Origin of the sequence: Streptomyces sp. NPDC046909 (assembly GCF_040644695.1) — a bacterium.
Taxonomy (GTDB): domain Bacteria; phylum Actinomycetota; class Actinomycetes; order Streptomycetales; family Streptomycetaceae; genus Streptomyces.
This window is the reverse complement of sequence record NZ_JBEYXC010000022.1, coordinates 1-17,832: the sequence shown is the minus strand read 5'-3', so window position 1 is coordinate 17,832 and position 17,832 is coordinate 1. Positions and strand designations below refer to the sequence as shown.

Annotated in this window: 19 protein-coding genes; 7 read left to right on the top strand and 12 right to left on the bottom strand. The window is 68.8% G+C overall.

What is annotated here, in order from left to right; genetic code table 11:
• Positions 1-92: 92 nt before the first annotated feature.
• Together ABZ928_RS46035 and ABZ928_RS46030 are read left to right on the top strand one after the other, a co-directional pair.
• Positions 93-332, top strand: coding sequence for a hypothetical protein (locus ABZ928_RS46035; RefSeq protein ID WP_361533568.1), 240 nt, complete (start codon positions 93-95; stop codon positions 330-332).
• Positions 333-395: 63 nt separating this feature from the next.
• Positions 396-1,589: a TerD family protein gene (locus ABZ928_RS46030; protein WP_361533987.1), complete on the top strand. Its 1,194-nt coding sequence runs from the start codon at positions 396-398 to the stop codon at positions 1,587-1,589.
• A gap of 64 nt (positions 1,590-1,653) precedes the next feature.
• On the opposite strand, the gene ABZ928_RS46025 is transcribed toward ABZ928_RS46030, so the two are convergent.
• The 4 genes from ABZ928_RS46025 to ABZ928_RS46010 form a co-directional block, all read right to left on the bottom strand.
• The gene (locus tag ABZ928_RS46025; protein ID WP_361533565.1) at positions 1,654-2,670 is read right to left on the bottom strand and encodes a 1-aminocyclopropane-1-carboxylate deaminase; all 1,017 of its coding nucleotides are present in this window, start codon (positions 2,668-2,670) and stop codon (positions 1,654-1,656) included.
• A gap of 19 nt (positions 2,671-2,689) precedes the next feature.
• Entirely contained in the window at positions 2,690-3,337 is a 648-nt protein-coding gene (locus tag ABZ928_RS46020) for a GntR family transcriptional regulator (protein ID WP_361533984.1), read from the bottom strand.
• A 117-nt stretch (positions 3,338-3,454) separates the two neighbouring features.
• Positions 3,455-5,035 (bottom strand): TROVE domain-containing protein, encoded by a 1,581-nt coding sequence (locus ABZ928_RS46015; RefSeq protein WP_361533562.1) that lies wholly within the window; start codon positions 5,033-5,035, stop codon positions 3,455-3,457.
• Positions 5,036-5,494: 459 nt separating this feature from the next.
• Positions 5,495-6,946, bottom strand: coding sequence for an alkaline phosphatase PhoX (locus tag ABZ928_RS46010; RefSeq protein ID WP_361533559.1), 1,452 nt, complete (start codon positions 6,944-6,946; stop codon positions 5,495-5,497).
• Between the two features lie 313 nt (positions 6,947-7,259).
• Between ABZ928_RS46010 and ABZ928_RS46005 the strand changes: the two genes are divergently transcribed.
• Genes ABZ928_RS46005 through ABZ928_RS45995 form a run of 3 tightly spaced genes read left to right on the top strand, consistent with a single transcriptional unit; the run spans position 7,260 to position 9,175 of the window.
• A complete protein-coding gene (locus tag ABZ928_RS46005) occupies positions 7,260-7,490 on the top strand; it encodes a hypothetical protein (RefSeq protein ID WP_361533556.1) in 231 nt (76 codons plus the stop codon).
• 51 nt (positions 7,491-7,541) lie between these two features.
• Entirely contained in the window at positions 7,542-8,681 is a 1,140-nt protein-coding gene (locus ABZ928_RS46000; protein ID WP_361533553.1) for a hypothetical protein, read from the top strand.
• Positions 8,682-8,725: 44 nt separating this feature from the next.
• Positions 8,726-9,175, top strand: coding sequence for a hypothetical protein (locus tag ABZ928_RS45995; protein ID WP_361533550.1), 450 nt, complete (start codon positions 8,726-8,728; stop codon positions 9,173-9,175).
• Between the two features lie 48 nt (positions 9,176-9,223).
• Here ABZ928_RS45995 and ABZ928_RS45990 read toward each other — a convergent pair whose 3' ends face one another.
• On the bottom strand, positions 9,224-10,660 hold the full coding sequence (locus tag ABZ928_RS45990; RefSeq protein WP_361533547.1) for a hypothetical protein: 1,437 nt from the start codon (positions 10,658-10,660) through the stop codon (positions 9,224-9,226).
• A 286-nt stretch (positions 10,661-10,946) separates the two neighbouring features.
• Between ABZ928_RS45990 and ABZ928_RS45985 the strand changes: the two genes are divergently transcribed.
• Positions 10,947-12,773 carry an endonuclease/exonuclease/phosphatase family protein gene (locus ABZ928_RS45985; protein ID WP_361533544.1) on the top strand — a complete coding sequence of 609 codons (1,827 nt, stop codon included), beginning with the start codon at positions 10,947-10,949 and terminating at the stop codon, positions 12,771-12,773.
• A gap of 54 nt (positions 12,774-12,827) precedes the next feature.
• Here the strand turns inward: ABZ928_RS45985 and ABZ928_RS45980 are convergent, their stop codons facing one another.
• The 3 genes from ABZ928_RS45980 to ABZ928_RS45970 form a co-directional block, all read right to left on the bottom strand.
• Positions 12,828-13,562 (bottom strand): SRPBCC domain-containing protein, encoded by a 735-nt coding sequence (locus ABZ928_RS45980; RefSeq protein ID WP_361533541.1) that lies wholly within the window; start codon positions 13,560-13,562, stop codon positions 12,828-12,830.
• A gap of 4 nt (positions 13,563-13,566) precedes the next feature.
• Complete coding sequence (locus ABZ928_RS45975; RefSeq protein WP_361533538.1) at positions 13,567-14,205, bottom strand: winged helix-turn-helix domain-containing protein; 639 nt, start codon at positions 14,203-14,205, stop codon at positions 13,567-13,569.
• Positions 14,206-14,267: 62 nt separating this feature from the next.
• Positions 14,268-14,969 carry an antibiotic biosynthesis monooxygenase gene (locus tag ABZ928_RS45970; RefSeq protein WP_361533535.1) on the bottom strand — a complete coding sequence of 234 codons (702 nt, stop codon included), beginning with the start codon at positions 14,967-14,969 and terminating at the stop codon, positions 14,268-14,270.
• Positions 14,970-15,110: 141 nt separating this feature from the next.
• On the opposite strand from ABZ928_RS45970, the gene ABZ928_RS45965 reads away from it, so the two are divergent.
• On the top strand, positions 15,111-16,079 hold the full coding sequence (locus ABZ928_RS45965) for a YihY/virulence factor BrkB family protein (RefSeq protein ID WP_361533532.1): 969 nt from the start codon (positions 15,111-15,113) through the stop codon (positions 16,077-16,079).
• A gap of 28 nt (positions 16,080-16,107) precedes the next feature.
• On the opposite strand, the gene ABZ928_RS45960 is transcribed toward ABZ928_RS45965, so the two are convergent.
• The 4 genes from ABZ928_RS45960 to ABZ928_RS45945 form a co-directional block, all read right to left on the bottom strand.
• The gene (locus ABZ928_RS45960) at positions 16,108-16,524 is read right to left on the bottom strand and encodes a hypothetical protein (protein WP_361533529.1); all 417 of its coding nucleotides are present in this window, start codon (positions 16,522-16,524) and stop codon (positions 16,108-16,110) included.
• Positions 16,525-16,587: 63 nt separating this feature from the next.
• Positions 16,588-16,797: a hypothetical protein gene (locus ABZ928_RS45955; protein WP_361533526.1), complete on the bottom strand. Its 210-nt coding sequence runs from the start codon at positions 16,795-16,797 to the stop codon at positions 16,588-16,590.
• A 233-nt stretch (positions 16,798-17,030) separates the two neighbouring features.
• Positions 17,031-17,447, bottom strand: a complete 417-nt coding sequence (locus ABZ928_RS45950; RefSeq protein ID WP_361533523.1) for a hypothetical protein — start codon at positions 17,445-17,447, stop codon at positions 17,031-17,033.
• Positions 17,448-17,473: 26 nt separating this feature from the next.
• Positions 17,474-17,832: hypothetical protein (locus tag ABZ928_RS45945; RefSeq protein ID WP_361533520.1), on the bottom strand; the 359-nt coding region annotated here is incomplete at its 5' end.

Genomic DNA, 17,832 nt, shown 5'->3' with positions numbered 1-17,832 from the left:
AAGGGAACACGGGTCGGCATCGCTCAGCCGGTCCGGCGGGCGGGGGCGAAAACCGTTGGGGCCCGCCCCCGCCCGCCCTCTACGGTTCCCCCATGCCGAAGAACCCCAACGGATTCCACTACGAGGCACACGCCGGCGGAACCGTTCACATCACCCACCACAACCGCCCGGCCACCACCCTCCACGGCCCACGAGCCGCCCAGTTCCTCGCCGAGGTCGAGTCGTCCTCCGACCCCCAGCTCGTCATGGCCCGCTGGACCGGAAACTACAAGCGCGGCAACGAGCGAACCGCCAGAAACCACCCCCGCAACAACCCCCGGACCCGCCGCTGAACCGATCGGCCCCGGGTAAGGGAACGGTAAAGCGGCCTCGATCGTTCACCGGGCATGACAGCTATGACCCCCGGCTCGAACATCCCTCTCTCCACCGCGCGCGTGACGGTGGACGTCGCCGCCCCGGTGCGGCTCGACGTATCGGGCCTGCTGCTCACCGCCGACGGCAAGGTGCGCTCGGACGACGACTTCATCTTCTACAACCAGCCCAACGGCCCGGGCGTGACGTACCGCTCCGGCGGCGGCACCGCCCCCGACGCGATCGTCGTCGACACCGCCGCGCTCCCGCCCGGCATCGAGAAGATCGTCGTCACCGCCAGCCCGGACGCGGCCGGCCAGACCTTCCAGGGCATCGAACCGACGGCGACGATCCGCGACGCGGGCGACAACTCCGTCCTGGCCACGTTCACGCCCCCGCAGCTCGGCAGCGAGACGGCGCTGGTGGTCGTGGAGATCTACCTGCGCAACGGCGCGTGGAAGGCGCGCGCGGTCGGCCAGGGCTACGCCAACGGCCTGGCGGGCATCGCCACGGACTTCGGTGTGACGGTCGAGGAACCGACTCCCGCCCCGACCCCTGCCCCCGTCGCCCCGCCGCAGCCCACCATCCAGACCCCGGTCACCCCGCCCGCCCCGCCGCTGACGACTCCCCCGCCGCCGCCCGCGCACGCGCCCGGTACCGGGAAGATCAACCTCGACAAGGGCCGGGTCAGCCTCCAGAAGAACCAGACCGTGTCCCTCGTCAAGGGCGGCCGCCCGCTGCTGTCCTCGGTGAAGATGGGCCTGGGCTGGGAGCCGGCGTACCGCGGCAAGGACATCGACCTGGACGCCTCGGTCATCGCGTACGGCCCGCAGCGCAACCACGTCGACAGCTGCTACTTCGGCAAGCTCCAGATCGTGGGCGGCGCCATCCGCCACTCCGGCGACAACCTCACCGGCGAGGGCGGCGGCGACGACGAGGTCATCACCGTCGACCTCGGCCGGCTCCCCCAGGAGGTCACCGGCCTGGTCTTCACCGTCAACTCCTTCTCCGGCCAGAAGTTCACCGAGGTCGCCAAGGCCTACTGCCGCCTCATCGACGGCACCACCGGCGAGGAACTCGTCCGCTTCGACCTCACCAGCGCCGAACCCCAGACCGGCGTGATGATGGCCAAGCTGATCAAGCAGTTCTCCGGCGAGTGGGAGATGACCGCGATGGGCGACTTCGTGAAGTCCCGCACGGTCCGCGGAATGGTCAAGCCGGCCGCCCAGGCGCTGTAGCCATCGGTAGCCGTCGCAGGCCCGGCCCGGGTTCCCCCGGGCCGGCCGTCGGATCTCGTCGGCCCTAGAACAGCGCGCTGTACGCGTTCAGTGCCGGCTGGCCGCCGAGGTGGGCGTAGAGGACCGTGGCGTCCCGGCCGATCTCGCCGCGCTCGACTAGGTCGATGAGTCCTGCCATGGACTTGCCCTCGTACACGGGGTCGGTGACCATCCCCTCGGTGCGGGCGGCGAGGCGCATGGCCGCGAGGGTGGTGTCGTCGGGGATGCCGTAGACGCCCGCGTGGTACCGCTCGTCGAGCTCGATGTCGTCGAGGGTCAACTCGCGTTTGACGCCGATGAGTTGCCCGGTGTGGCGGGCGATCCTCGCGATCTGTTCCCTCGTCGCGGCGGGCTTCGCCGACGCGTCGATGCCGAGCACCCGGCGCGGCCGGCCGCCCGCCTCCTCCAGCGCGGCGAACCCGGCGACCATGCCGGCCTGGGTGGAGCCGGTCACCGAGCACACGATCACGGTGTCGAAGAAGACGCCCGACTCCCGTTCCTGCTCGGCGACTTCGTACGCCCAGCCGGCGAAGCCGAGCCCGCCGAGCGGATGGTCGGACGCGCCGGCCGGGATGGCGTACGGCTTGCCGCCGGACTCCTCGACCTCCCTGAGCGCCTGTTCCCAGCTCTCCTTGAAGCCGATGCCGAAGCCTGCCTTCACGAGCCGTACGTCGGCGCCGACGAGCCGGCTGATCAGGATGTTGCCGACCTTGTCGTACACGGCGTCGGGCCAGTCCACCCAACTCTCCTGCACGAGCACGCACTTGAGCCCGGCGCGGGCCGCGCAGGCGGCGACCTGGCGGGTGTGGTTGGACTGGACGCCACCGATGGAGACGAGCGTGTCGCAGCCCTGCGCGAGCGCGTCCGCGACCAGGTACTCCAGCTTGCGGGTCTTGTTCCCGCCGTACGCCACACCGGAGTTGCAGTCCTCGCGCTTGGCCCAGATCTCCGCCCCGCCGAGGTGAGCGGTGAGGCGGTCCAGCCGGTGCACCGGGGACGGGCCGAAGAGGAGCGGGTAACGGTCGTACGAGGAAAGGGACATGGTTCCTCCCGGGACGCTTTCAGTCGGTGTCGGCGAGCTCGGCCAGGTCCCGCCAGATCTCCGCGGTGACCCGGACGGCCTCGTCCACGTCGCCGGCCGCGCAGGCCTCGATGAGCCGCTCGTGCAGTCCCGCCGAACGGCAGTTGCCGCCCTCGCCGAAGCGCCGGCGCTCCAGGCGGCGGATGAGCGGGGTGTAGCGGGCGGCGGTGGCGGCCGCCGCACGGTTGCCGCTGACGCGGACGAGGACGTCATGGAGCGCGTCGTCGGCCCGCAGGGCGGTGTCGACGTCACCGGAGGCGACGGCCGCCGCGAACCGTTCGTTGGCCGCGCGCATCGCCTCGACGTCGGCGGCGAACAGCCGGGGCACGGCGGTCCGGGTGGCGAGCTCGTGCATGGCGCCGACCACGGCCGCGGCGTCCCGTACCTCGGCGGCCGACACCTGCGTCACCCGCGTGTAGCTCTGCGGCTTGCTCTCCAGCAGCCCCTCGTCGACGAGCCGCGCGAACGCCTCCCGCACCGGCGCCCGGGACAGCCCGAGCCGTTCGGCGAGATCGGCGTCCCGTACCGCCGCGCCGGGTTCGAGCTCCCCGGCGACGATGGCGTCCCGGATCGCCTGGTAGGCGCGGTCCCTGAGCAACGTACGCGGTATGGCCTCCACAACTGAAATGTTAGATGTCAGGCCCGGGCCCGGACAAGGGTGTGGCCCGCACCCCCCGTGAAGGTGCGGGCCACGCTCATCGAAGCGGCACAGGGCCGCTCCGACGGCACAGGTGGCGCGGGCCGCTCAGGCAGCCCACGGCCAGTCGGCGTCCCGAGCGCTCTCCAGCAACGGGACCATCCGGAAGGCCGCGTCCGAGAGGCCGCCGAAGGTGTGCCGGTTCGCCTTGCCGGACGGGCCGTGGCCCGCGCGGTAGCCGGCGAGGTTCCAGGTGTAGACCGGGACATGCGCCGGGATCTGCTCGGTCGGGTCGCCGTGGTGGCTGAACGCGTACTGCTCGTCGGTGACGATCAGCACCCGGTCCTGCCCCCGGTAGTGCGCGCGCACCGCCGAGGTGGTGTCGGTGCCGCCCAGGTCGCCGAAGCGGCCGAGGATCTTCAGCACCGACTCGCCCTTGCCGTACGCCAGGTTCCGGCTCGTGGTGCCGAACTCCACCAGGTCCGCGTCCTCGGCCCGCAGCGCCAGCGCCGTACCGAAGATCGCCGCCGCGTCCGCCCGGTTGAGCTGCGAACGGTCCGACAGCCGCGCCCACATCGAGCCCGAACGGTCGACCAGGACCAGCGTCCGGCCGGGCAACGCGGGCACGTTGGCCAGCGAGTGGCCGAGCGCCTGCTCCAGCGGGTACGCCCAGCGCAGCGAGGGCGCGTGCTGGTACGCGGCGAGGTACCGGAAGGGGAACTGCCGCGACCGCGCGACCTCCGCCGGGTCGCTGATCCGGGCGGCGACCCGGGCCGCGACCTCGTCGGAGACACCGGCCTGGTCGAAGTTCCGCAGGTTCCGCGTGAGCGCCATCGCGCCCATGGAGGGAATCACGGCCTCCCAGGCCGCCTTGTCCATCGGCCCCTGCAGCCAGCCCGCCAGCGCCTCCCACGTCATCCCGGCCGCCGCGAGCCGCTCGGCGCCGCCCTCGGACGTGACGACCGCACGCCGTGCGGCCACCGGCAGCTCCATCAGCTCACGGTGGGCGACCAGCGTCCGGCTGGACGCGGGCGGCACCGCCGTCTCCGGGTTGTGCCGGCGGTCGAGCGCGTACTGGAACAGCTCGCCCTGCCCCGCCTTGTCCGGGTCCGGCGCCGCGTGCACCAGGTTCAGGATGTCGCCGAAGCGGTAACCCCTGGACGCGGTGTCGTACTTCAGCAGCGACTTGCCGCTGTAGAGACGTCGTACGGCGTCGGCGACCCCCCGCTTGACCGGCTTGGGCACGCTACGGCCGTAGGTCGCCGTCCAGTACCCGAGCAGCTCGCCGGGCTCGTCCGGCCGCCGCAGCACGGAGTCCACGACCTGCCGATTGGACGGACCGTCGGTGGCACCCGCCTCCAGACGGGCGTGTACGTACTCGGCGGCGCCCACGATCGAGGCGGTACGGAGGTTCCCCTCACCGCGCAGCCACCCGAGCAGACCGGCGGTCCACGTGGGGTCGGTGACGGCGAGGTCGCGGACGAGTCGCGCGAACCGGGCGTCGCGGTCGGTGCCGGTCTCGTAGAAGGTGTCCTGCGAGACGAAGTTGGCGATGGCGAGCAGAAAGAGCTCGGAGCGCGCGTCCCGCTCACGGCCCCGGCCACCCTCGTAGGTGCGGAGCACTCGGCCCGTCGAGGTGACGCGCGAGGTGGGCTGCGCCTTTGCGGCTCGCTTGTTGAATCGCGACATGGTGAATTCCCCCGAATTCATGGATGTTTCGGAGGGAGACGCGGCAAAAGGAGGGTGCCCGAGTTCGAAGTCGGCTGCGGTGCTTATAACTGGCGCGTCTTCCATTCCGCCACATCGGCCCTGAGCCGATGACGGGATTCGAACCCGCAAGAGGGACAGGCCCTCACCAGATCCCGAAGTATCCGCCGCCTGCGCACCGGGCACCCACCATGAGCTGCGCCTCCCGAGTTCAAAAGACTCGCACCGGGAGGTGCATGAAGTTGTGGTGTCCAGAGTTCAGGTCGGCGGAACCGACATTAGGTGCTCTAACCCCTGAGCTACACCGGCGCGTTGTACCGGTGGCGGGACTCGAACCCGCGGCCGCCCCATTATCAGTGGAAGTAGGTCCTGCCTTCGCACCTGGACATTCATCACTGTAGGAGGCGTGCCGCGGGACGGTCGAACGAATTAATCAGCCCGTCAGCCCTTCTTCTGCCGCTTCCAGGGGCCGGTGATGGCGAGCATGATTCCGGGCGTCTGGATGTTGGCGTAAAGGGTCCGGCCGTCGCAGGAGAAGGTGACGCCGGTGAACTCGCTGTACTCGGGCTCCGCTTCGGTGCCGATGTTGAGTTCGTTGCGGGCGATCGGGTAGGTCTTGCCGCTGTCGGTGGCGCCGAACAGGTGCTGGATGCCTTCCCCGTCCTCGGCGATGACGAGGCCGCCGTACGGGGAGACGGTGATGTTGTCGGGGCCGTCGAAGGCGCCGTCGACGGAGGGGTCGGGGTTGACGCCGAGCAGCACCTTCAGGGTGAGGGTGCGGCGCTTGGGGTCGTAGAACCAGACCTGGCCGTCGTGCTGGACGGGGCTCTCGGCGCGGGCGTAGGAGGAGACGATGTAGGTGCCGCCGTCACCCCACCACATGCCCTCCAGCTTGCGGGCGCGGGTGATCTCACCGGCCGCGAACTGCTTGCGGACGGCCACCGTCTTCGCGTCGCGGTCGGGGACGTCCACCCAGTCGACGCCGTAGACGGTGCCGATCTTCGTGGCGCGGGAGAGGTCGTCGACGAACTGGCCGCCGGAGTCGTAGCACTTGGGGGCCTGGAGGACACCGGCGTCGTCGGCGAGGGTGCGCAGCTTGCCGCGGCCGTGCTCGAAGCCCTTGGGCGGGGTCCAGCGGAAGAGGAGGCCGTTGGGGCTCGCGGCGTCCTCGGTGAGGTAGGCGTGGCCGCGCTTGGGGTCGATGACGACGGCCTCGTGGGCGTAACGGCCGAAGAACTTCAGGGGCTTGGGGTCGCGGTTGGCGCGGTGGTCGATCGGGTCGACCTCGAAGACGTAGCCGTGGTCCTTGGTCATGCCGTTGGAGCCGGCCTTGTCCTCGGTCTCCTCGCAGGTGAGCCAGGTGTCCCAAGGGGTGCGCCCGCCCGCGCAGTTGGTGGAGGTGCCGGCGATGCCGACCCACTCGGCGACGTGTCCGCCGGGGCGGACCTCGACGACCGTGCAGCCGCCGGACGCGGCGGGGTCGTAGACGAGGCCCTCGGTGAGCGGCACGGGGTACTTCCAGTTGGCGCGCGGGCCCTTCAGCTCGTGGTTGTTGACGAGGAGGGTGGTGCCGCGCGGGCCGTCGAAGGTGGCGGTGCCGTCGTGGTTGGAGGGCGTGATCTCGCCGGACTCCAGCTTGGTCTTGCCGCTGTAGGTGATGACGCGGTACTTGAACCCGGCGGGCAGCGCGAGGAGGCCGTCGGGGTCGGGGAGCAGCGGGCCGTAGCCGACACCGTGGCCGCCGTAGCCCTCCGCGGCGCTCTCGTCGGTCTCGGTGTCCGTGGCCGCGAGGGCGCCCGGCGCGGTGGCGAGGGCGCCGACGCTGCCGGCCAGGGCGACCCCGGCGCCGGTGATCGCGGATTTCGCGGCGAAGTCCCTGCGGGTGAGCGACATGGTGTCTCCTGTGACGGTCGGTGTGGCCTGGAGGGTGGGGGACCTCGGGTCGGCGCCACCGTCCCGCCCACGTCTGAACGGGAGTTGAACACCGGGCGACGTCCGCCGACTCGCTTCCATGAATCCGTACGCCCTTTCCCACGGGGAGCAGAAGACCCTCGCACCCGGGAAATTGGTCGGACGAATCTTCGTAAAGAAGGTCATCCGGTGCGGATCACCACCAAGCCCATGATTTACGGCGTAACACCTTGACCGCCGGTGTCCATTGCCATAGACAGCCAACTACCTGAAGTACCCAGGGAGGCGAGCCGACGTGGACGCACATCGTGCGCGCAGCCTCCACGAGGGCCGGCTGATGAGCCTGCCCCATGTGACGGGGGTCGGGACCGGGAAGGACGAGCACACGGGCGAGGACGTCGTCGTGGTCTTCGTGACCCGTAAGGTGCCCCGGGACCGGCTCAGGGACGAGGACGTGGTTCCGGACGAGCTGGAGGGCGTACCCGTGCGCGTGCTCGCGATCGGCGAGGTGTCCGCGCAGGAGTAGCCGCTCGTTCGCCCCGGAACCGCGCTGACCGGGGAAGAAGGTGGTCTGGCCGTGTCGAGCCAGCCCGAACTGATGCGAGGGCCCACCGGCGGGCAGCTGAGCGACAGCTCACGCCGGCAGGCGTTGTCGGACTTCCTGCGGCGCGAGCAGCCGCTGGAGAACGTGGTCGGCTTCGGCCACGGAGTGAAGTGGACCGGGGGCGAACCGACGGGCCGGCAGGCCGTGTTGGTGTTCGTGACACAGAAGGCGCCCCAGTCGATGCTGAGGGAACGGGATGTGATCCCGTCCGAGATGGACGACGGCACGCCCACCGACGTGGTGGCCGTCGGCAGTGTCACCGCGCAGCCCCAGCCTTCGGCCGCGGGGGTGACGTACGCACCCGGCAATGGCGCGGCGGAACAGTCGACGCGTCTGTCGTCCGCGCTGCTGGAGGAGCTCATCCGGCCGTCCGCGAGCGAGACCCAGCAGCTCATCCGCCGTCTGCGACCCTGCCCCTCCGGGTTCTCCGTCGGCAACGTACGGGTCACCGCGGGCACGCTGGGAAGCGTGGTCTACGACCTCCTGCCGGGCGCGACGCTCGACCCGCCGGGGCCCGGACTGGGAGCGCCTTCGGGGTTCTACATCCTGTCCAACAACCACATCCTGGCCGACTCCAACCGGGCCCAGCTGGGCAGCGTGATCGTGCAGCCGGGCCCCGCCGACGGCGGCACGGACCCGGGTGACCGGATCGCGACGCTGAGCCGTTTCGTCCCGATCACCTTCGCGCCGACCGTCCCGCTGGACCAGCACAACAACCTGGTCGACGCGGCGCTGGGGGCGGTGAGCTTCCAGGACGCCACCCGGGACCAGTACTTCAGCGGAGTGCCGCGCGCCTGGCGGCGCAAGGCCAATGTGGCGGTCGGCGACCAGGTGAAGAAGACCGGGCGGACGACCGACATCACCTTCGGCCGGATCGTCGCGGTCGATACGACGATCGACGTCACCTACCCCACCATCGGTGTCGCCCGGTTCAGGGACCAGATCGTCACCACGAACATGTCGGCGGGCGGTGACTCGGGTTCCCTGGTCACCTCGTACGACAACGTGGCGGTGGGCCTGCTGTTCGCGGGCTCGTCGACGATGACGATCGTCAACCACCTGGAGCACGTCCGCAGGCTGCTGGGCGTGGAGATCGCCGAGCAGCTGGCCTGACGGCCGGCCTGTTCCGTTCGGGAGGAGAAGGAGGAGAGGTTCCCATGACCACACAGTCACGCAAGGCGAAGAGTGGGACGGCCGCCGAGCACCGCTTCCACAACGCCCAGGGAGCGGCGGTCAAGACCTGGGACGAGGCGTTCGCCACCCGGCAGGACGTGTCGCCCGAGGCACTCGCGACGACGGCCAAGCTGGAGATGCACAACGGAACGGTCACCTTCGCCATGGAGGTGCAGTACAACCCCAACACCTACCCGTACGTCGTCCTCGGCGGCCGGATCACCTCCGGAATCTGCGGCGCGCCCTGGGACATCACGGGTGGGTTCATGGGCCAGACGATCCGGATCGACGCCAAGAGGCCGGTCGTCGACCCTGGCTGCGCCCAGACGATCACCATCGTCGGCGAGTACCAGAACCCGCCCGCGTACCGGGGGACGTACGGCTTCGACGGGGCCTCGTCGTGGTACAAGCACACGACGGTCTACCACTGCTGATCCGTCGGCGTTCGCGACCCACGCCGGTCGTGGGTCGCGGCTCCCGGCTCAACTCCCCTGCTGCGACCGCGCCTTGAAGGCGGCCTTCCTGGCCTCCTTGGCGATCCGCTTGTCCGGATGCAGCCGCCCCATCGCCTCCAGCACATCCGCGGTCGCCGGATGCTCCACCCGCCAGGCCGCCGCGAAGAACCCGCTGTGCTGCTGCGCGAGCCCCTCGACCAGCGCCCTCAGCTCATCGGAGTTGCCCTCGGCGGCGAGCTGCGCGGCGACCGTGTCGACGGTCAGCCAGAAGATCATCGCCTCGGACGGCGGCGGCACGTCCACGGCCCCGTGCTCGGCGAGCCAGACCCGGGCCAGACCCCCGAGCTCCGCGTCGTCGAGGACTTCCCGCAGCGCCGGCTCGGCGGCGGCGCCCACCAGCGACAGCGCCTGCTGACACCGCAGCCTCCGCAGCGGCGCGCCCGCGTCCGCGCCCCGGGCCGCCGCGAGCAACTCCCGCGCCGCGGCGAGGGGTTCACGGCGGGCCAGCCACTGCTCGGTCTCGGCCTGCGCGGCGGCCGGCGGGAAGTGGGCCGTGCCGTCGAGCAGCGCGTCGGCGCCCTTGTCGGCGAGGTCCCCGACGGCGGGCGCCGCGAACCCGGCCTCCAGCAGCCGCGCCCGCAGCCCGTACAGCCCGAGCGGGGTCAGCCGGACCATGCCGTACCGCGACACGTCGGTGTCGTCGACCGGCGCGGCGGGTTCCTCGTCGGCGTCGGCCATGAGGGCCTCGTCGACGGGCTGGTACTCGACGAGCCCGACCGGCTCCAGGAGCCTGAACTGGTCGTCGAGGCGCATCATCGCGTCGGAGACCTGTTCCAGGACGTCGTTGGTGGGCTCCCCCATGTCGCTGGGGACGATCATCGACGCGGCGAGCGCGGGCAGCGGTACGGGGCCGTCGCCGGGCCCGTCCTCGTTGACGGTCAGGACGTACAGGTTGCCGAGCACCCCGTCGAGGAACTCCGCCTCGGCCTCCGGGTCCCACTCCAGCGAGGAGAGGTCGATCTCACCGTCGCCTTCTTCGGAGTTCATGGCCTCGACCAGGTCGTCGAGGTCGGGCACGCTCGCGTCGGCGAGCACGGTGTCCAGCGCCGTCTGCCACACGGCGAGTACGTCGTGCGGGGCGCCGCCGGTGAGCAGGGCGAGCTCCTCGCCCGCGGCGACGGTGCCCTCGTCCTCGTCGGTGATCTCGACGAGCCCGGTGTCCACGGCGACCCGCCAGGCCTCGCTCGCACAGGCGGCGGCGTCGTCCCCGGTGAGGCCGAGCAGCTCGGCGGCGGCGGGCAGCTGCTCTTCCAGGAGTCCGCCGCCGGCGTCGACGCGGGTGTCGGGGCCGGCCCAGCGGGCGAGCCGGGCGGCCCGGGACAGCAACGGCGTGGACAGCGCGTCGCGCGCCAGCTCCGCTTCGGGGTGCAGCCGCACCGGCGGCAAGGGGGAGCTGTCTGACATCGGCTGTTTCTCCTAGAGACGCGTCCTACGACTCAGCGGCTGAACCACTCAGCCGCTCAGCCTAGACGGATTTCCACCCATGCCGCCCGGTTCATCTCCCCGCCGGGCCCTGTACATGGCCGAAACCTTGACAAGTGGCGTGACCAGGCAGGAGATTACGCGCGTAGAAATCTGCTGGACATGTGTTCACCGTAGTTTCTACGCGCGTCGCACCGCCCCACCGGTTCGGCTCCACACTCGTTTCACCCTCGTCCCGGCGCTCAAGCACGTCCCCGGAGGGATCCCGTTGCCGAGCAAGTCTTCCGCGCGCCTCGCCGCGCTCACCGTCGCCGCCGTATGTTCCGCCGCGTCCACCGTCGTCCTGACGACGCCCGCGCACGCGGACTCGGTCGCCATCCATGACATTCAGGGCACCACGCGCATATCCCCGTACGCGGGCAAGGCCGTCACGGATGTGTCCGGAATCGTCACCGGCATCCGCACCTCCGGCTCCAGGGGTTTCTGGATCCAGGACCCGAACCCCGACGCCGACCCGGCGACCAGTGAGGGCGTCTTCGTCTTCACCAGCTCCACCCCGAAGGGCGTCGCCGTCGGCGACCTCGTCACGGTGTCCGGCACGGTCTCGGAGTACGTCCCCGGCGGCTCCTCCTCCGGCAACCAGTCGATCACCGAGGTCACCAAGCCGACCTTCACCGTCGTCTCCAGCGGCAACGCCGTCCCGGCCGCCACGGTCATCGACGCCAAGTCGGTCCCGGCCGCGTACGCCCCGGCCGGTGACGCCGCCGCGAGCAACTCGATCAACGGCCTGACCCTGGAGCCGTCGAAGTACGCCCTGGACTACTACGAGTCCCTGGAGGGCGAGAACGTCCAGGTCGCCGACACCCGCGTGGTCGGCGCCACCGACCCGTACAGCGAGCTGTGGGTCACGGTGAAGCCGCGCGAGAACGCCAACCGCCGCGGCGACACGGTCTACGGCTCGTACGACTCCCAGAACACCGGCCGCCTCCAGATCCAGACGCTCGGCTCGACGGCCTCCTTCCCGGTGGCGAACGTCGGTGACGTCCTGGAGGGCACCACGACCGGCCCGCTGGACTTCAACCAGTACGGCGGCTACACCCTCGTCGCCAATACGCTCGGCACGCTCAAGAGCGCCGGCCTGGAGCGCGAGACGACCCAGAAGCAGAAGAACGGCGAGCTCGCGGTCGCGACGTACAACGTCGAGAACCTCGACCCCTCCGACAGCACGTTCGAGGAGCACGCCGCCGCGATCGTCAACAACCTCAAGTCGCCCGACATCGTGTCCCTGGAGGAGATCCAGGACAACAACGGTGCCACGAACGACGGTACGGTCGCCGCCGACCAGACGGTCCAGAAGCTGATCGACGCGATCGTCGCCGCGGGCGGCCCGGCGTACGACTGGCGCTCCATCGACCCGACGAACAACACCGACGGCGGTGAGCCGGGCGGCAACATCCGCCAGGTGTTCCTGTTCAACCCGGAGCGGGTCTCCTTCACCGACCGCGCGGGCGGCGACGCCACGACCGCCGTCGGCGTGACGAAGGAGAAGGGCAAGGCCGCGCTGACGGTCTCCCCGGGCCGCATCGACCCGACGAACACCGCCTGGACCACGAGCCGCAAGCCGCTGGTCGGCGAGTTCGTCTTCCGCGGCCGCACGGTCTTCGTGATCGCCAACCACTTCAACTCCAAGGGCGGCGACTACGGTCTGCCCTCGGCCACCCAGCCGGTCCCGCGCAGCTCGGAGACCCAGCGCCACCTCCAGGCGACCGCCGTCAACGCGTTCGTCAAGGACATCCTGGCCACCCAGAAGAACGCGGACGTCATCGCCCTCGGCGACATCAACGACTTCGAGTTCTCCGACACCGCCAAGATCCTGGAGACCGACGGCGCCCTCTGGTCGGCGATCAAGTCGCTGCCGAAGAGCGAGCGTTACTCGTACGTCTACCAGGGCAACGCCCAGGTCCTGGACCAGATCCTGGTCTCGCCGTCGATCCGGCGCGGCTGCGACTTCGAGTACGACAGCGTGCACGTCAACTCGGAGTTCAACGACCAGATCAGCGACCACGACCCGCAGGTGCTGCGCTTCAAGCCGTAGGTCTTGAAGCGGTAGCCGTAGTTCTTGAAGCAGTAAGGCTCAGGCCCGGTTGGCTCAGAGCTGGCTGAACACGCCGTTCAGCCAGCCCTGCCATGCGGCCTCGCACTCCTTGATGTCGGTGTCGGAGGCGAAGTCGTGCAGGGAGATACCGACCGGGTGCCCCCAGTGGTTGCGCCCGAAGACCCGGGTGAGCCCCCGGTCGGTGCGCAGCCCGATGAAGTAGGGGTTGCGGAAGTCGAGGACGGCGTCGAAGTCGTCGGGCCCGTGAACCCTCACCGGGCTCCCGACGGCGATGCCCTCCCCGATCCCGAGCGCCCGCGCGACCACGTCCAGCGCGTCCGCGGCCTTCGACGCCTCAGGTCCGTCGAAGGTCGCGAAGGCGGCGGGCCGGGGCGCGAAGTGGACGAGGTACTCGCGCAGGGTGTGCAGATAGAAGTCGGTGTGCTTGGCGGCACCGTCGTACTGGTTGTCCCAGTCGTCGACGAAGATCCCGCTGTGCACGTACCGCACCCAGGCCCTGCGCCCCTCGTCGCGCGGCTCGATGGTGTAGTCGAGCTGGTTGGCGCTCTGCTCGGCGATCCCGTCGACGTTCTCGACGCGGTTGGTGTAGCGGTGGGGCGGTTCCCAGGCGGTGACGGTGGACCCGAAGGGCCCCTTCCCGCCGACCTTGGGCTCCGGCGGCTCCATCGGCCACAGATACCCGTCGGTGCCAGTGGTGACGGCGTCCCACACCTGTTGCGGGGTCGCGTCCACCTCGAACTCGCGGACGATCTCGAATTCCTTGGACATTGCTCTACTCCAACTCGGTCTGTTCGAGGGTGGGTTCGGCCTGCTGGAGGGGGGCCGTGGTCTGCTTGAGGGTGGGATGCACCGCCACGACGATCCGGTGATCCCGGCCGCCCTCGGCGTCCGGAGCGTCGTACTTGCGGATCAGCGCACTGACCCCCGCCGTCAACTCCTCGATGAACGCGGCCCGTTCGGCGGCCGAGGCGAAGCGGACCTCGCCGTCCAGCGCGTACGTCGCCAGCCGCTGCCGCGCCTTCGTGGCACCGGTGATCAGCGCACCGACGTCGCGCACGAGCCGGGCGCCGAGCGCCAGCAGCCAGCGCGCGGACAGCTGGTCCCGGAACCGGTCCGGGTCCGGCTGCACGGCGGCGAGCGCGAGCGGCGAGATGACGTACGACGCCGCGGTCGCCCGCATCAGCCGCTCAGTGACATTCCCCTTGCGCCGCTCCCCCGCCAGCTCGACCAGGCCGTGCCGCTCCAGTGCCTTGAGGTGATAGTTCACCTTCTGCCGGGGCAGCCCGACCTTGCCGGCGAGCATCGCCGCCGACGCGGGGCCTGCGGCGAGCTCGGCGAGCAGCCTGGCCCGTATGGGGTCAAGGGAGACGGCTGCGGCCTCGGGGTCCTCGATGACGGTGACGTCCAGCATGGATCCACCGTCTCACCGAAAACTTTTTTTGTCCAGACGGTCAGAGTTGTCGGAACGACGCCTCAGCCGGGAATCAGACCCAGCACGTGGTCGTACCGGCTGACCGTGCTGCTCTTCAGCCCGGGCCAGGTCTGAACGCGCTCCCAGAGTTCGTTCGCCGACCCGATACCGTCCCCCGGCGCGGCGAGGGCGTCCAGGTGGGCCTGGGCGCTCTCCCACTCGGCGTAGTTGAGGACCCGGGTCCCGTCGGTGCTCAGATGAAAGTGCCCGGAGATACCACCGGGGTGCGGGTTCGGATCCTTCTCCAGCGCCTCCAGCACGGCGTCCACCCAGGCACGCTGCCGCCCGGGATCGGCCCCCTCGAACTCGACGTCGACGATCACGATGCACCCCGGCACCCGGGAGTCCCCCTCCCGCACGAGACTCCGGTAGTGCCGATACCGACCGAGCGCCACCCGCTCGATACCCGGCACGGCGGTGTCGATCTCATCGACCCGATCCTGCCGCTGCGTCTTGACGAACCCCTCGTACACCTCCTCACCCACCCACTGCGAGTAGTGCAGCAGGGTGGAGGTGTCATGCCCGGCGTAGACGTGATACCCGAGCAGCCCCTCCGCAGGCCAGGGCCGCTTCTCCCAGACCCCGGCGATGGCCTCGACGGTCCGCCGCTGCCGGAGCGGGGTGCCGACACGCCAGGTGCTGAAGAAGGGGGCGCCGATACGGCGGTCTGCGGGGTCGGGATGTGCGTCGGTACGGCGGGTCATGGCGAACTCCTCTGCTCACGGGCGACCGATTCACTGGCGATCGATGCACTGGCGATCGATCCACTCCCCACCCTCCAACCTCAACCAAGATTCAGGTCAACCCCGGGATTCGCGACGGGTTTTCGGGAGACCCGGCTGGTCATGGACGAACCGACGCCGGGCGAGAAGGACAGCCCCACCGAGTTGCCCCCGCGTTCCTGGCGGGCGGTGCTGCGCCGCACGGTGCGGGAGTTCCGGGACGACGAACTCTCCGACCGGGCAGCCGCGTTGACGTACTACGGCGTGCTGTCGCTGTTCCCCGCGCTGCTGGTACTGGTTTCCCTGCTGGGCGTGCTCGGCCGGCGCGCCACCGACAAGATCCTCGACAACATCGGTGACCTGGCCCCGGGTCCGGCCCGGGACATCCTGCGGGGCGCGGTGACCCAGCTGAGCGACACGGGCGGCACGGGAAGCGTCCTGGCGATAGCCGGACTCCTCGCGGCCCTCTGGTCGGCATCCGGCTATGTGGCCGCGTTCATCCGTACGTCCAACGCGGTGTACGACCTCCCCGAGGGACGCCCGGTGTGGAAACTGACGCCGCTACGGCTGCTGTTGACCGTGGTCCTGATGGTGATGCTCGCCGCGAGCGCCCTGATCGTCGTCTTCACGGGACCCCTGGCGGAACGCGCGGGCACGGCGATAGGCGCGGGCGACGCGGCGATAGCGATCTGGGGCATCGCCAAATGGCCGGTCCTGCTGATCCTCGTGATCTTGATGATCGGCCTGCTCTACTGGGCGGCCCCCAACGTCCGCGGCCGGGGCTTCCGTTGGATCTCCCCGGGCAGCTTCCTGGCCACCCTGATCTGGCTCGCGGCCTCCGCCGGCTTCGCCGTCTACGCGGCCAACTTCGCCTCGTACAACAAGACCTACGGCACCCTCGCCGGCGCCATCGTCTTCCTCGTCTGGCTCTGGCTCTCCAACCTCGCCATCCTGCTGGGCCTGGAATTCGACGCGGAACTGGCCCGCGAGCGAGCGATCACCGAGGGCCGGCCACCCACGGAGGAGCCGTACGTGGAGCCTCGGGACGTACGGAAGTGGCCGGTGAAGTGGCGGGCAGCGCGGGAGCACTGACCGAGCGAGCCTTCCAACCTCTCCAGACCTACCGCCAACGCCGGGCACCGGCTTGAAGCATCGCCTCCTCCGCCTTCCCGTCGGACAGCAGCGGGTGAACCAATTCGACGTACGCGACCTGCCCCAGCAGCGATTTCCGCAACTGCTTTTGGCTGCGCGCACTCGTCGAGATGCCACCTCTGCGTTCGACTAATCCCACCGACAACGCAAATTCTTCGATATCCATCGAAAGGGCGATAGATTTTTTATCGACTCGTATCGTCGTACTCACTAGCCCCGCACGCTGATTGAGATTTACCGCATATAGCAGTTCGCCGCATCTATATTCAGAACTCGGCATATAGTCCTCTGACTCATCCGGCCCCGAGAGATGCAGGCTTTGCGCCACCTCCTCATAGACTGCGCACACCTCTCGGAAGAAGAACTTCGACGATAGGACCACCATGCCTCCTCCCCTTGATCGCTCACGAGCCCACGGGCGAACCCCATGAGTTACACATGCCAGGCGTCAGCTTCGATCGCCCATGACCTCGTTAAGTATTGCACTGATCTCTACACTGCCCAGAAAAAGAATCACAATCGAAGCCGCCATACGATCCAGGTCCTGCCGTCCAAAAATTGATTCATCCAGGGCGGAAAAGGCTTCCAGAAGCACGGCACGCCTAGCCTCCGGAACCTCGCTGGCAACAACCCGCAACATATGATCTGACAGAATCACACAGACCCCTCCACCCAAGGCGGAAGTACATAAACCCCACCGGGCAAGAATTCGTTCCGAACATTGAGAAATGAGTTGGACATGAGCATAAAGAACGCCCTACCCATTGACCTCCGCCGGATCACCATCTCACCCACACGCCTCCAAGGCGTATTTTCCGCCTTAGCGCTTATCGCCCCGCGAGTCAATTCTAAGCGCACTTCGCCTCCGACTTACCTGCCATGGCCTCAGGGCTACCGCCACCGTCGAGCACCGGCTTGGATCATCACGGCCTCCGCCTTCCCCTCGGACAGCAGAGGATGAACCAATTCGACATACACCACCTGCCCCAACAGTGAATTCTTCAACTGCTTTTGGCTACGGGCACTTTCCGAGAATCCCCCTCGCCGATCCACAACACCTAGCGCCATTGCGAGATCCTCTAGTTCCATGGACAGGAAGATGGAATCACTATTCACCTCCACCGACGTCACAACGCTCCCCTCGCGCCTATCGAGCATGACCGCATACACCAGCTCTCCAACCGAATATCGGGATGACGCAACAACCCACTCTTTCTCAACAGGGCCGGACAACTGAAATCTATCCGCCACCTCTCCATAGATTGCTCGCACCTCCTCAAAAAAGAACCTTGCCTTCGGGACTGCCATATCACTTCACCACCACTCCCTCACCCCTAAGGGCGAACTCTATAAACTTCCCAAACCGGGAAGTTTTCATCGAATCCGACCTGCCGCCACCCATAACCCTTCCCCTGCAAATATTTCAACTCCCGCTGAAACACATTACCCCTCTTATACTGCGGGCTATTCGGATCCGTTACCAGACGCACAGGCTTTCCGCTAGCAAGCGCCTGATCAATGAATTTCTTGTTCCGCGTCCAATTCCATTTGCCACTCCCTATGCCGCGGAGCGCCAATACAGGGAGTGTCTTGTTTTTGGGTCTTCCAAGATTTTCGTAGGTGTTGATCGGCTGCTCGGTTTCGGCCCGGTCGCGCGTTGTGGTCCGGCAGGCTTGTGACGTGTGAGGTCGAA